The organism is Flavivirga algicola, from assembly GCF_012910715.1.
Classification (GTDB): Bacteria; Bacteroidota; Bacteroidia; order Flavobacteriales; family Flavobacteriaceae; genus Flavivirga; species Flavivirga algicola.
The window spans coordinates 318,159-332,955 of the sequence record NZ_JABBHF010000006.1; the positions used below are offsets into that span (position 1 = coordinate 318,159).

The following is a 14,797-nucleotide window of genomic DNA, read 5'->3' on the forward strand; positions in this document are numbered from 1 at the left end:
CCAACATGATAAATTTTATACCCTTAGAATATTATTATCCTATTTATATTAATTTAATGTTGCTTTTCGTTGTATTTACAATTTTTCATGCCTTACTCTTAGGTTTAGATGATACAAAGAACGTCAAGTATTTAAGCTTTACAGGTAATTTAATTTTTCTGTTTTTAGTTGTTTATATGGGGCTAAGACCAATAAGTGGGATGTATTTCGTTGACATGGCTACCTATGCAAGGCATTATTATAACTATGCATACGGCTCACCTATTCTCTCAAATCATGATTTAGGGTTTCATATTTTTATGAAGTTTTGCTCTGGATGGATGCCTATTCATTTATTCTTTCTGGTTTGTGCACTTCTTTATATTTATCCCATGTATTATATTTCGAAAAAGTTTTTTGGAAAATATTGGTTCTATTCTTTCTTACTGTTTGTTGTTTCATTTTCATTTTGGACGTATGGCGTAAACGGAATTAGAAATGGAATAGCTACTTCTATCTTTTTACTTGCTTTTTCTGTTAAGAATAAAAAAGTTTTGATGGCTTTGTTAATGCTTTTAGCTTGCTCTTTTCATAAAACGCTTTTACTGCCTACATTGGCCTACATATTAACTATGTTTTACAACAACCCAAAAACGTACTTAAAAATTTGGCTTATTGCCATTCCTTTGTCCTTATTTCTTGGGTTTGTATGGATTTCTCTTTTTACAAAACTTGGGTTTGGTGATGATAGGTTAGGTGGCTATTTAACTGGAGAAAAAGACGCGAAATTTGAAAATGTGGGATTTAGATGGGACTTTTTAATTTATAGCAGCTCTGCTGTTTTTGCGGGGTGGTATTTTATATTCAAAAAGAAATTTGCAGACCAAAACTATTATAGGCTTTTTAATATCTATTTAATTTGCAATGCTTTTTGGATTTTAGTTATAAGAGCTAATTTTTCGAATCGATTTGCTTATATTTCATGGTTCATGATGTCTATTATTGTTGTTTATCCTTATTTAAAATCTCGATTTTTTGAAAATCAAAACTTAGCTTTAAGTAAAGTTATATTTCTTTATTTTGCTTTTACATACTTTATGACATACGTATATTATGCTTAAATTCTTTTAAATGAAAAAAATAACTGTTTTTACACCAACTTTCAATAGGGCGTATTGCCTCCCTCAATGCTATAATAGTTTGATAAAGCAGACGAATCAGGATTTTTTATGGTTAATTATTGATGATGGCTCTACAGATGGTACTAAAGAACTTGTTGAGAATTGGATTAACGAAGAAAAAATATCTATTCAGTACCATTACCAAGAAAACCAAGGTATGCATGGTGCGCACAATTCTGCATACAGTTTAATAAGTACAGATCTTAACGTTTGTATTGACTCTGATGATTTCATGCCAGATAATGCCATAGAAAGAATACTCACATTATGGGAAAAACATGGCAGTGAAAGATATGCTGGTATTATAGGTCTAGATATTGATAGACAAGGAAATATAATAGGAACTCCGTTTCCTGAAAACTTGAAAGAATGTAAATATTATCAGTTAAAAAGTAAATATAACGTTGTTGGCGACAAAAAGTTTGTTTATCGTACTGAAGTAATAAAAAAATATCCTGACTACCCTATTTTTGAAGGAGAACGTTTTGTTCCTCTTGGATATAAATATATGTTAATTGATCAAGATTATTGGTTATTATGCTTTAATGAAGTTTTTTGCGATGTTGAATATATGGAAGATGGTTCAAGTTTAAATATTTTTAACCAATATAAAAAACATCCTAGAGGGTTTGCACATGAACGTAAACAACGTATGAAGTACTCGTATACCTTAAAAGAAAAATTTAAAAATGCCATTCACTATGTATCAAGTAGTATTATGGTTAATAATTGGAAGTTTATTAGTGATTCTCCAAAAAAGGTACTAACAATTATTGCTATACCTTTTGGAATCGTTTTATATTTCTATATTATGAAAACAACAAAAAAGGGTGTTATGAAAAAAAACAAAGAATAGATGTATAATGGCTAGTAGCGGTAGAGAAAAATTTAAAAAAATCAATCTTATTATTAAATTCCTAGTGATTATTAACAAGGTTGTGCCTAAGTTTATAAATAAAAGATTATTTATTTACTCCCGAAATATATCGGGCAGAATTGGTATGCTAATTAGATTTGTGATGTTCAAAAATTTATCACTATCATGCGGTGATAATGTTTCCATACATGAAGGTGTTTTTTTAAAAGGTTTAGAGATGATGGAGATTGGTGCTAATGTAAGTATACATTCTATGTGTTATATAGACGGTACTGGCGGTTTAAAGATAGGAGATAATGTGTCTATAGCACACTCAAGTACAATTATGACAACTGGTCATACTTATAATGATACATCTATTCCAATTAAATATAATAATGCTACTACAGATCCTGTATTATTGGAAGACGATATATGGGTTGGAGCTGGGTGTAGAATTTTAAGTGGGGTGGCCATAGGAACTCGAAGCATAATTGCTGCCGGAGCTGTTGTAAATAAAAATGTCGAGTCAAATAGTATTGTAGGTGGTATACCTGCAAAAATTATAAAAAAAATATAGTTTTTTTGTAAGTTATATCTAAAAGCATACTTTATAACCGACTTGTTTGTAGGTAATTACAACTTGTTCTTGGTGAGATACTACCTTAATTTAACCTCATATCTATTCAATACATCTCAACTTATCAATAAAAAATGTTTTATAATCTATATCTATAAAATTAAGAGTCCCTTCTGTACCTTTTAACAATATAGATTTAATAGGTGCATTTTTTAAATGTATAATTTGTGATTTAGAAAGATTTCCCCTGAACAAAAATTCACCACATTCCATGTTCCATGTATGATAAAATGTGATTGTTTTATTATTTTCAAGCTTAACCCTCACAGAAGATCTATTATTCGAGAAATAACTAACACAGCCCAAATCTTTAGGAGAATTAAAAAATATACTTACCTGGTTTCCATACTTATATAATTCTATGGTTAAGTCTTTACTTATCGTATAAGGATCTGTTCGAATATGATTTTTTTTACTAAACTCATCATAACTATTTATAGTATAATGACAGGTGTTTCGAAATTTCTCCCTTTCTGAATCGATACTTTCTTTTATTTCGCCATTTCGATTTATCTCTCTTGTTGATTTTTCTTTTTCTTTTGTTTTTATGATTGAATCCTGGATTCTTAGTTTCTCTTTTAATTCAGCCTCGCGTTTTTCCGCCTGCTTTAACAAATTTTGTAAATGTTTAGCTGCTGCTTCCTTAGCTTGATTAATTGAGTCCTGAACGCGTTGTCTTTCTTTTGATTCGACCTCTTGCCTTTTAGCTTCCATCAATAACTCCTGTTGCCGTTTGGCCGCTTCCTCTGCTTTTACAATGGAGTCCTGAATTCGTTGTCTTTCTTTTAGCTCGGCTTCTCGCCTTTTGGCTTCCATCAATAAGTCCTGTTGACGTTTGGCCGCTGCCTCTGCCTTTACAATGGAGTCCTGAATCCGTTGTTTCTCCTTTAACTCGGCCTTTCGCCTTTTAGCTTCCATCAATAACTCTTGTTGGCGCTTGGCCGCTTCCTCTGCTTTTACGATGGAGTCCTGAATTCGTTGTCTTTCCTTTAGCTCGGCTTCTAACAATAATTCTTGTTGGAGCCTGGCTACTGCCTCTGCTTTTGCGATGGAATCCTGAATCCGCTGTTTCTCCTTTAGTTCGGCCTTTCGCCTTTTAGCTTCCATCAATAACTCTTGTTGGCGCTTGGCCACTTCCTCTGCTTTTACGATGGAATCCTGAATTCGTTGTTTTTCTTTTTGCTCGGCTTCTCGCCTTTTGGCTTCCATCAATAACTCTTGTTGGCGCTTGGCCACTTCCTCTGCTTTTACGATGGAATCCTGAATTCGTTGCTTTTCCTTTAACTCGGCTTCTCGCTTGGCCTCTAACAATAATTCTTGTTGACGTTTGGCTGCTGCCTCTGCTTTTACTATAGAATCTTGAATTCGTTGCTTTTCCTTTAGCTCGGCTTCTCGCTTGGCCTCTAACAATAATTCTTGTTGGCGTTTGGCCACTTCCTCTGCTTTTGCGATGGAATCCTGAATCCGCTGTTTCTCCTTTAGTTCGGCCTTTCGCCTTTTAGCTTCCATCAATAACTCCTGTTGGCGCCTGGCTACTGCCTCTGCTTTTAAAATGGAATCCTGAATTCGTTGTTTTTCTTTTAGCTCGGCTTCACGCCTTTTGGCTTCCATCAATAACTCTTGTTGGCGCTTGGCCACTTCCTCTGCTTTTACGATGGAATCCTGAATTCGTTGCTTTTCCTTTAGCTCAGCTTCTCGCTTGGCTTCCATCAATAATTCTTGTTGACGTTTGGCCACTGCCTCTGCTTTTACAATGGAGTCCTGAATTCGTTGTTTCTCCTTTAGTTCGGCCTTTCTCCTTTTAGCTTCCATCAATAACTCCTGTTGGCGCCTGGCTACTGCCTCTGCTTTTACGATGGAATCCTGAATTCGTTGTTTCTCCTTTAGTTCGGCCTTTTGCCTTTTGGCTTCCATCAATAACTCCTGTTGGCGCCTGGCTGCTTCCTTTACTTTATTGATCGAATCCTGAATCCGCTGTTTCTCCTTTAGTTCTGCTTCACGTTTTTTGCTTTCCTCGGCTTTCTTAATTGAATCCTGAATTTGAACAAATCTAAGTTTCCGTTCCTTAATTTCTGCGATTGAATCCAACTTTCTTTGCTCTTTTTCTTCTCTTTTTCTTATAATCCCCTCAATTCTTTTCTGCCTTTTTTCCTTCTCTTCAATGGCTTTTAGTCGTTCTTTTTCTTCATTAGCAAAATATAGATCCATCATTTCTTCATTAACTTCTAAAAAATCAGAATCCACATAACCGACCCATTCTTTATATATTATTTTATAGATATTCTTCCCCAAATAACTGGTAACTATACATCTGTCATTTTCTTTAAATTGAGCTACTGGCTGAGAAAGGTCATCAAAGTTTTTATATACACTTCCATCCTCAAGAAATATTGTAGGGATAGATACTTCTTGTGAAAAGATATTATTTGAAACTATAAAACAAATAACCAGAAAGAAAAACTTCATATTATCAATTGTAGAACGTGTAAATATAACAACCTATTAAACCAATAACTAAATAAACGATATCAATTTTTTAAAAGGTTTCAACAACGTTTATCATTAATTTTGTGTATCGTCAAATTTTATTTTACTAATGAATAATCTCAAATATTGAGCCGCAAACTTATTTCTTTTTACTAAATTTAGTACGAATACAATTACAATGGTTAAAAAAGCCTATAAATATCAAAAATGTGTCGACAAAACATTAGATATTTTAATTACTCCATTATTTATACATAAATAACATATAAAAATTATGATACCACTTAACGATTTACTGCTATTTGCATTAGCATCATTGATTATGGTGCTTTCACCAGGCCCAAATATGATTTATCTGATCTCTAGATCATTATCTCAAGGAAAAAAAGCAGGTATTATATCTCTTTTTGGCGTAATGTGCGGATTTTTATTCCATATCCTAATGGTCTCTTTTGGGTTAACGGCTATATTCTTTGCTGTTCCCTATGCCTTCGTAGTTGTTAAATTTTTAGGTGTTGGTTACTTATTATATCTGGCATATAACACTGTTAAATCTGGAAACAAAATTTTTGATGCCAACCAGAATCTAAAATCCGATAAACCGCTTAAACTTTTTAATATTGGATTGTTAACCAATGTACTAAATCCAAAAATGGCCGTTTTTTATCTTTCTTTTTTTCCTCAGTTTATAAAACCAGAATACGGTTCTATTTTAAGTCAAAGTTTTCAATTGGGTATTCTACAAATACTAATTAGTTTCTCAATTAATTTTTTAATTGTAATATCAGCTGCTAAAATGGCTAGCTGGTTTTCAAAAAAACCAATTTGGTTAAGAATTCAAAAATGGTTTATGGCTTCTGTATTAACTGGCCTTGCCATTAAAATGGCTTTTGCTAAAGCGAAGTAATATTATTATATATAAATATGGATTAATGGTTGTTATCTATTCTAAAAAAACAATGAAAAAAACGAAGCACATATAAAACCTGTAATTGCCAATAACGTTGTCATTATAGTCCAACTTCTAAAGGTTTGTTTTTCTGAAAGGCCCAAATACTTACCAACCAACCAAAATCCACTATCATTAACATGTGACAGAATACTGGCTCCTGATGCCACAGCAATTACCAGCAGTGCTTTTTGAGGATCGGAAATAGACTCGCCTAAAAGTGGCGCTGTAAGGCCTGCCGCTGTAATCATGGCCACGGTTGCTGATCCTTGTAAAACACGAATTACTGCCGCCGATAAAAACGAAAATAACAGAATACTAACCCCTTCATTTGCAAAATAACTGGCCAACATCTCTCCAGTCCCTGTATTTACAAGCATTTGTTTAAAAACACCTCCAGCTCCTGTTAGTAAAATTATAATCCCTGCTGGCGCCATAGATTGGGTGCTAATGTTTAATAATTGTTCTTTAGAAAACCCTCTTCGAGTTCCCAATAAATACCAGACCAAGAGATTCGCTATGATTAAGGCTGAAAACGGATGCCCAATCATACTTATCCATTGTAGTATATTTTTTGGAAGACTCTGTGCTCCAAAAAATGGACTGTTTAATACTGTATTTAAAACAATTAGGAAAATAGGAATGGTAATAATACCAATTATGGTTCCCACTGGTGGTACTTTTTTATGAGCTACTATTTCTGTATCCAGCTGTGGAGCTGATACGTGAATTTTATTTGCTATAAACCTGCCAAAAACAGGACCACATATTACAGCAGTTGGAATTCCCACTAGAAACCCAAAAAAGATAACCCATCCCAAATCTGCTTTTAAAATATCAGCTACAGCCACTGGACCAGGGGTTGGAGGAATAAACGAATGTGTAATGGCCAATCCTGCCAACAAAGGAATACCATACAGCAATAAAGATTTACCTGTTTTTCTTTGCAGTGCATATATCATAGGAACCAAAATGATAAAAGCAACATCAAAAAACACTGGAATAGCTACAATAAAGCCTGTTAACATCAATGCCCATGAAGATCGTTTTTCTCCAAACTTATCCAATAAATATGCGGCTAAAGATTCGGCACCCCCTGAATGCTCTAAAATAGCACCAAATATAGCTCCTAATCCCACCACCATGGCGACAAACCCAAGCGTACTCGCCATACCTTCCTGCATGGTTTTAATAATTATTAAGGGAGCCATTCCAGATAAAATACCCACAAGAATACTGGCAATTAATAGTGCAATAAAGGCTTGAATCTTAAAACGCAGTATCAATACCAATAATACTACGACTCCCAATAATACAGAAGTTAAAAGAGAGTAATCTATCATAATTAATACCAATTAGTATGAAAAAATTGATCTTCTTGAGCGTCGACTTTTTGATAAGTATGTGCCCCAAAATAATCACGTTGTGCCTGTATTAAGTTGGCTGGTAAGTTTTCGGTTGTTATAGCAATCCAATGATTATATGCCGACCAGAATGCATCAAAGGGGACTCTATGGAACAAACTATAAGCAATATTCATTCTTATTTCCTTTTCCGTTGCAACCAATAACTCAAAGATATCTGGGTTATCTAAATAACTTTCATACTTTTTAAATACTTCTACAGATTGCTCCATAAATTTAGAACGAATAATACAGCCATTAGTCCAAATACGAGCAATTTCCGATATGTTTAAATGCCAATTATATGTTTTAGATGCGGATCTCATCAATTCAAATCCTTGATAGTGATTTATAATTCTAGCAAATCGATATGCTTCTTTTAAACTATTAACATTGATTGGGTCTACAGCTTTTAAATCTTTTTCAATAAGTTTTGATAATTGTTTTCTTTTTTCCTTGAAGGAGGATATATAACGTGCAAAAACAGCTGAAGACATCATAGTATTTACTGTTCCTAAATCGAAAGCCGCTTTTGTAGACCAAGAACCAGTTCCCTTGTTACCAGCTTTATCCAGAATAGTATCCAACACATACTTTCCGTTTTCTTTTGTCTTAAGAATATGAATCGTTATTTCTAATAGGTAACTGGATAAATCTGTGGTATGCCAATCCGATAAAATTGCAGCTATCTCTTCATTATCTTTAGTCATAGCTAGTAAGGCATAAATTTCTGCCAATAATTGCATTTCTGCATATTCAATCCCATTGTGGACCATTTTCACAAAATGCCCTGCCCCTTCAGCGCCTACATGTATGCAGCAAGTATTGCCATTTTTATCTTTCGCAGCGATTGCTTCTAAAACAGGCGCTACTATTTCGTAACTCGCTTTATCACCGCCAGGCATTATAGACGGTCCTTTTCTTGCGCCTTCTTCTCCCCCCGAAACACCACATCCTATAAAATGGATTTGTTTATCTTTTAAATATTTAAATCTTTTATTTGTATCTAAATAATGGGAATTACCGCCATCGATCAAAATATCACCTTCGGACAACAAGGGGACCAACGTTTCTATCAAAGAATCAATAGCATAGCCAGCCTTTATCATGATGAGTATTTTTCTTGGGCGTTCCAGAGAATTGACAAATGCTTTTAGTTCGGTAAAGCCTTTTACTTGCTTACCTTCATCCACTTTACTCAAAAAATCCGTAACCTTATGTTCTTCTTCTGGAGCTATTCGGTTATACACAGATACTGCATACCCTTTTTCTGCAATATTGAGACTTAAGCTACTGCCCATAACGCCTAAACCTATAACTCCAAAAAATGATTGGTTCATGTTTTTTAATTTTGAAATAATATTATCCGTAATTTTTTCAGGCGATTCAGAAATGTCCATATGTATCCCATAGTCTGGCGCTTCTAGGTCATTAAATTGCGAGGCCAGCAAATCGGTAGCCATAAAATGTTCGCTTCTTTTTTCAATCCTATCCTTGATTAAATCCTGACTGCCTGATAAATGCACCCATACAACATTACTAAATTTCGAAGTCAGTAATGTTCTATAAGTTTCTTTTAAAGCAGAGCAAGCTAAAATAGCCCCATTACCTCCTGCCCATATTTCGATATTTTTTGCAAGAGTAAGCAACCAAGGTAATCTATCTTCATCATTTAAAGATATTCCTTTTGCCATTTTATCAATATTGGATTTTGGATGAAAATCGTCACCATCAAAAAAAGGTATGCTTACTTTTTGAGACAATAACTTGCCTATTGTTGTTTTTCCACATCCACTAACTCCTAAAAGTATAATAATCATTGGTGTTATTTTTTAAGATAGAAAGTACCTTTTAATCCAGATGCGGCATTAGAACCAACCCAAATATTAAAATCGCCTTCTTCTGCAGCATGGATTCCTTTATGATTTGTAAATTCTAGTTGTTCGGCCAAAATTTTAAAGGTCACTTCTTTAGTTTCACCAATATTTAAATCTACATGTTGAAATCCTTTTAATTCCCTAACAGGTCGTGTAATACTACCTACAACATCTTGAGTATAAAGCTGTACAACTTCTTTACCTGCCCGTTCTCCTATATTGGTTATAGAAGTTTTTATAATTAAGGTTTCAGCAAAACCAATGGTATCTTTAGATATTTGTAAATCATCATACTTAAAATCTGTATACCCCAAGCCAAAACCGAATGGAAAATGCGGTGTGTAACCAATATCTAAATAATGAGAGTCATTTCCTAAAGAGCTTTGCCAAGCGCCAACAGGAATATCGTACATGGCCACATAATCTTCTTTATTTGCTGGTCTTCCCGTACTTTTATGATTATAAAAATAGGGCAATTGTCCAGCTTCTTTTGGCCAAGAAACGGGTAGCCTTCCTTCTGGCTCTCTTACCCCATAAATAATTTCCCGTAACGCCATTCCCCCCATAGTACCAGGATGCCAGGATATTAAAACGGCATCTACATCATCTATAATATTTGTAATGGTAATTGGTCTTCCTGCCATAATAACTAAAACAATTGGTTTCCCTGTTTTATGTAATATTTTAATTAAATCTTCTTGTGCACCAGGTAAATCTATAGTAGCTCTGCTATGTGCTTCACCAGATAAAATAGCTTCTTCTCCTCCAACAAACACAATAATATCTGAATCCTTAACAGCATTAACAGCTTTTTGAAACTGTTCTTTAGACTGGTCTCTACTATGTGTTAATGCTGAAACGTATTTAAAATTAACATCTGCCTCTTTAAAAGCTTTTAAAGGCGTTATGGTATGTTCTTTTTCACCATCGAATGTCCAGGTTCCCATTTGATCTAATGGCGCATCTGCCAAGGGGCCTATAAGCGCTACTTTTGTATCACTTGACAAAGGTAATATCTGCTTATTTTTTAGCAGTACCGAGCCCTTAATAGCTGCTTCTTTCGCTTCTGCTAAGTGCGCTTCTTTATAAAAGTTTGCTTCATTAGCTTTATCTCGATACGGTGTTTCAAATAAACCTAATCTCAATTTTATTCTTAATATATTCTTCACAAATTCGTCTAATTGACGCTCTGTGACCTTACCTTCTTTGATCAAATCTTTTAAATGATGTTCATATGCTTTGCTGGTCATTTCCATGTCCATTCCTGCATTAGCTGCCAATTCCCCTGCTTGTTTTTCATCCTTTGCATAACCATGGGCTATCATTTCTACTACAGAATCCCAGTCACTTACCACAAAACCATCAAACTTTAATTCGTCCCTTAAAACGTCCTTCAATAAAAATTCGTTTCCTGTTGCTGGAATACCATTTATTTCATTGAAGGAGGTCATTACGGTTGCTGCTCCTGCACCTAAAGCGGATTCAAAAGGTGGTAAATATACATTACGCATTAAAGGTTCTGGAATTATGGTGGTATTATAATCCCTTCCCCCCATAACAGCACCATACCCGATATAATGTTTAGCACAAGCCGCAATACTTGTTGGGCTGTTTAAAGAATCACCCTGAAAGCCCTGAATATAGGCTTTTCCTAAAACGGAAGCCAAATAGGGGTCTTCACCAGGAGATTCTGCAATCCTACCCCAGCGGCTATCTCTGGCAATATCTAGCATTGGAGCAAAAGTCCAACGAATTCCAACCGAACTAGCTTCTATGGCTGCTATACGAGATGATGATTTTGCAATATCTGTATCCCAAGAAGCTGCTAAGCCAATGGGAATTGGAAATATCGTCTTAAAACCATGAATAACATCACGCCCAAAAATTAAGGGGATTTTATTCGGACTTTCTTCTACGGCTATTTTTTGAAGTTCATCTACAAACTCAACTTTCATAACGTTTAATAAAGCTCCTACTTTACCCTGTCTTACATCCTCCTTTAGTTCTTCTGATAAGGTTTTAGCTCTACTAGATGTTCCTCTTAAATTAGTCTGCCCTATTTTATCATCTATGGACATTGTGGCCAATACACTATCTATAAATTTCTCTTCAATAGTATGCTTCGTTATAGAAACTTTACTTTGAGAACAACTCATTAATGTGACGGCTATAATTATTAAATAATATTTCATTAAACTAGTTTTTAAACATTTAAGCTTTTCAAACGTCATGATGTCATGATGGTTGCAATGACTCTTCTTGTTCCTTAAATGTTCTTATTATTTGATTTCAAATTTTATTTTCTTGGAAATATTATTGGAGGCATTTCCTATATATGCGGTATAATTTCCTTTTTCCAGATTCCAATCTTTAATAGCTTCATCATAAAAGGCTAGATCGTTTACATTAATTGTTATTTGGACTGGCTCTGACAGTCCTCTCTTAACAACAATTTTCTTAAACCCCTTTAGTTCTTTAAGCGCTCTTTTTACTTTAGATTTTGACTTTCCAACATAAACCTGAACCACTTCTGCACCATCTACAATTCCTGTATTTGAAACGGTTCCTGAAATGGTTATTTGTTCTCCTTTTGTATACGTTTTTTTGTTAAGCTTAAAGTCTGATAATTCGAAAGATGTATAAGACATCCCTTCACCAAAGGCAAATAATGGTTTGATTTTTTTTGTGTCGTGCCAGCGGTATCCAACCAAAATATCTTCTTTATAAAATTGATTTATACTATCGCCAGGATAAGACAGCTCTCCAAAATAATGTGCTGCATTATCTTTTAATTTTATTGGAAAGGAAAACGGTAATTTTCCCGAGGGGTTAACATCGCCACTAATTACATCAGCCAAAGCATCTCCTGCTATACTACCCAGGTACCAGCCTTGAATGAGTCCATTGATTTTATCTAACCATGGCATTTCTACCGCATTTCCTGTTATTAGCACCACGCCAATATTTTTGTTAACTGCCATAATATCATTTAGTAAATCATCTTGCCCAAAAGGCAGTTCGAATTGTTTTCTATCCGCACCTTCACAATCTTGAAGATGACTTTTACTTAGCCCGCCAATAAACAAGACGACATCTGCTTTTTTAGCAATTTCAATGGCTTCAACCTTAAGAGAATCTGCATCGTATGGTGATGGAAGTATTTGATCGTATACGGATGGCCCCGAAGCAAATCCCATAGCATGTACAATCTGGGCATTTTTATATCGTTTTTTTATGCCCTCTAATGGTGAAATTTCAAATTGTGGCTTTAACTCAGATGAACCGCCTCCTGCTGTCATTGAACGTTTTGCGTTTTCTCCTATTACTGCAATGGTCAGTCCTTCGCGATCTTCTATAGGAAAGAAATTTTCCTTGTTTTTTAACAAGACTATACCTTCAGTCGCTACTTTGCGTGCCACATGGTGATGCTCTACATTATTCATTTTACCCAAAGGGCGATTCGAATTCATATTCGTTCTAAGCATTAATCTTAAAATGCGTCTTGCTTTGTCATTAACAATGGCTTCATCAACTTCTCCTTTTTTAAGTAGTTTCAAAAAAGGTGATGCCAAATAATAATGCTCATAATGATTGAGTGTTGTAGTTCCCAGTCCGTCAGTCCCAGTTCCCATTTCCATATCTAAACCAAACATAGCAGCTTCATAAGTATTATGGGCCCCTCCCCAATCACTTATAACAACACCATCAAAACCCCAATCTGTTTTTAAAATTTTGTTTAAGAGCAATTCGTTATGGCAGCAATATTGGCCTCTAAATTTGTTATAGGCTCCCATCATGGCCCAAGCCCCACCTTCAATAACTGATGCTTTGAAAGCTGGTAAATAAATCTCATATAGTGCCCTATCGCTTACCTCAACATTAATATGGTCTCTCCAAAGTTCCTGGTTATTCAATGCAAAGTGCTTTACACAAGCAGCTACACCATTTTCTTGTACACCTTTCACATAAGGAACTACTAACTTAGAAGCCAAATAGGGGTCTTCACCCATGTATTCAAAGTTTCTTCCATTTAATGGTGTTCTGTAAATATTAACACCTGGTCCTAAAAGCACATCCTTTTTTCTGTATCGCGCTTCTTCTCCAACACTAATACCATAAGATTTAGCCAAGTCTGGATTAAATGTAGACGCCAGACAGGTTAATGCAGGAAAAGCCGTAATGGAATCATTGCTCCATTCTGCATATCCCCAGTTGTCCCAATTTATTTCTGCCCTTACACCATGAGGACCATCAGACATCCATACTTCGGGGATGCCAAGACGTGGAACGCCTGGTGTACTAAACTTAGACTGCGCATGACACATAGCTACTTTTTCTTCCAGGGTCAACAAAGAAAGTATGCTATCTATCTTTTCTTCTACTATTCGATCTTTCTGTGCATTCACTATACTACTCATAAATACTATAAAAACTAAAAAAAAGGGGGTTATATAAAATTGCTTTATCATAATTTTTCTCGAGATAAATTGGTTTTTCGTTTTTTTGAAAAAAGCCAGGGTATTAATTCGGCTTCGTTAAATGCTTTCTTAAATGATTCGCCATGACCTGTATTTTTATATTCTGTATATCTTACATCGGAATGACTTTCTGACAATAATTTAAACATTGTCCTTGATCCTGCTACAGGGTTCCATTTATCTATATCTCCATGAAATATCCAAAATGGAATATGCTTTATTTTTTCTAGTTGGTTTGGGTCTGAATAACCGGCCATAGGAACAGCACCTGCAAACAAATGTGGTTTTCTTGCCGTGAATTCCCAAGTTCCAAAACCACCCATAGATAAACCTATAATATAAACCCTATCTGGGTCTATATTTTTATCTTTAATTATCTGCTCTATCAACTCTAGTGCTGCTTCTCCTGATTCTGAAGGTTGTTGGCCCATGGTATAAGTACCGTTATCTCCTAACCCTTTAAAAGGTGTTTCTGGTGAATTACCAACCCATTTTGCCCACTCTTCATTTTTAGTTTTATCAGAGCATTGCGGTACTAAAATGTAGCAAGGATATTTTAATTGCATTTTTGTTGTTAATAATGAATTTGAACCTATAATTATTCCTGCTTCATGATATATTTGAGCACTATTGTCAATGCCTCTATCTCCTCTTCCGTGCAAAAAAACCACCAAAGGTATTTTTTCTTTTTTCTTATCAATTGGGCTAAACAAACGATAAGGCATTTGCATACCATTTGACGATGGAAAAAAATGTTTTACCATTAAAGAGTCAATAACTTGTGAATCCATTTTTAAAGTTTCTCCTTGAGCATTAAAGCTTAAGCAACTTGAAAAAATAAATAGGACAAATGATATGGATAATTTTAACATCTTTACTGATTCTAAAACGTTGAAACCTCCCTTAACTTAAGTTAAGGGCAGTCAACGCAAAAACTAAACAAAATC

At 34.8% G+C, this 14,797-nt stretch carries 10 protein-coding genes; 4 read left to right on the forward strand and 6 right to left on the reverse strand.

Annotated features, from left to right (window positions below; genetic code table 11):
• Positions 1–5: 5 nt before the first annotated feature.
• The 3 genes from HHX25_RS12540 (at position 6) to HHX25_RS12550 (ending at position 2,596) form a co-directional block, all read left to right on the forward strand.
• On the forward strand, positions 6–1,100 hold the full coding sequence (locus tag HHX25_RS12540) for an EpsG family protein (RefSeq protein WP_169673913.1): 1,095 nt from the start codon (positions 6–8) through the stop codon (positions 1,098–1,100).
• A 10-nt stretch (positions 1,101–1,110) separates the two neighbouring features.
• A complete protein-coding gene (locus HHX25_RS12545; RefSeq protein WP_169673916.1) occupies positions 1,111–2,016 on the forward strand; it encodes a glycosyltransferase family 2 protein in 906 nt (301 codons plus the stop codon).
• A gap of 163 nt (positions 2,017–2,179) precedes the next feature.
• The gene (locus HHX25_RS12550) at positions 2,180–2,596 is read left to right on the forward strand and encodes an acyltransferase (protein ID WP_205958037.1); all 417 of its coding nucleotides are present in this window, start codon (positions 2,180–2,182) and stop codon (positions 2,594–2,596) included.
• A gap of 102 nt (positions 2,597–2,698) precedes the next feature.
• On the opposite strand, the gene HHX25_RS12555 is transcribed toward HHX25_RS12550, so the two are convergent.
• The gene (locus tag HHX25_RS12555; protein WP_169673919.1) at positions 2,699–5,122 is read right to left on the reverse strand and encodes a hypothetical protein; all 2,424 of its coding nucleotides are present in this window, start codon (positions 5,120–5,122) and stop codon (positions 2,699–2,701) included.
• A 295-nt stretch (positions 5,123–5,417) separates the two neighbouring features.
• On the opposite strand from HHX25_RS12555, the gene HHX25_RS12560 reads away from it, so the two are divergent.
• Complete coding sequence (locus HHX25_RS12560) at positions 5,418–6,050, forward strand: LysE family translocator (RefSeq protein ID WP_169673922.1); 633 nt, start codon at positions 5,418–5,420, stop codon at positions 6,048–6,050.
• Positions 6,051–6,091: 41 nt separating this feature from the next.
• Here the strand turns inward: HHX25_RS12560 and HHX25_RS12565 are convergent, their stop codons facing one another.
• The 5 genes from HHX25_RS12565 to HHX25_RS12585 form a co-directional block, all read right to left on the reverse strand.
• A complete protein-coding gene (locus HHX25_RS12565; RefSeq protein ID WP_169673925.1) occupies positions 6,092–7,435 on the reverse strand; it encodes a GntP family permease in 1,344 nt (447 codons plus the stop codon).
• A 2-nt stretch (positions 7,436–7,437) separates the two neighbouring features.
• The gene (gene gndA, locus HHX25_RS12570) at positions 7,438–9,315 is read right to left on the reverse strand and encodes an NADP-dependent phosphogluconate dehydrogenase (RefSeq protein WP_169673927.1); all 1,878 of its coding nucleotides are present in this window, start codon (positions 9,313–9,315) and stop codon (positions 7,438–7,440) included.
• A 5-nt stretch (positions 9,316–9,320) separates the two neighbouring features.
• Entirely contained in the window at positions 9,321–11,564 is a 2,244-nt protein-coding gene (locus HHX25_RS12575) for a glycoside hydrolase family 3 N-terminal domain-containing protein (protein ID WP_169673930.1), read from the reverse strand.
• A gap of 87 nt (positions 11,565–11,651) precedes the next feature.
• The gene (locus HHX25_RS12580; RefSeq protein ID WP_240964522.1) at positions 11,652–13,790 is read right to left on the reverse strand and encodes a glycoside hydrolase family 3 C-terminal domain-containing protein; all 2,139 of its coding nucleotides are present in this window, start codon (positions 13,788–13,790) and stop codon (positions 11,652–11,654) included.
• A gap of 47 nt (positions 13,791–13,837) precedes the next feature.
• Positions 13,838–14,641 carry a carboxylesterase family protein gene (locus tag HHX25_RS12585; protein WP_169673936.1) on the reverse strand — a complete coding sequence of 268 codons (804 nt, stop codon included), beginning with the start codon at positions 14,639–14,641 and terminating at the stop codon, positions 13,838–13,840.
• Positions 14,642–14,797 lie beyond the last annotated feature (156 nt).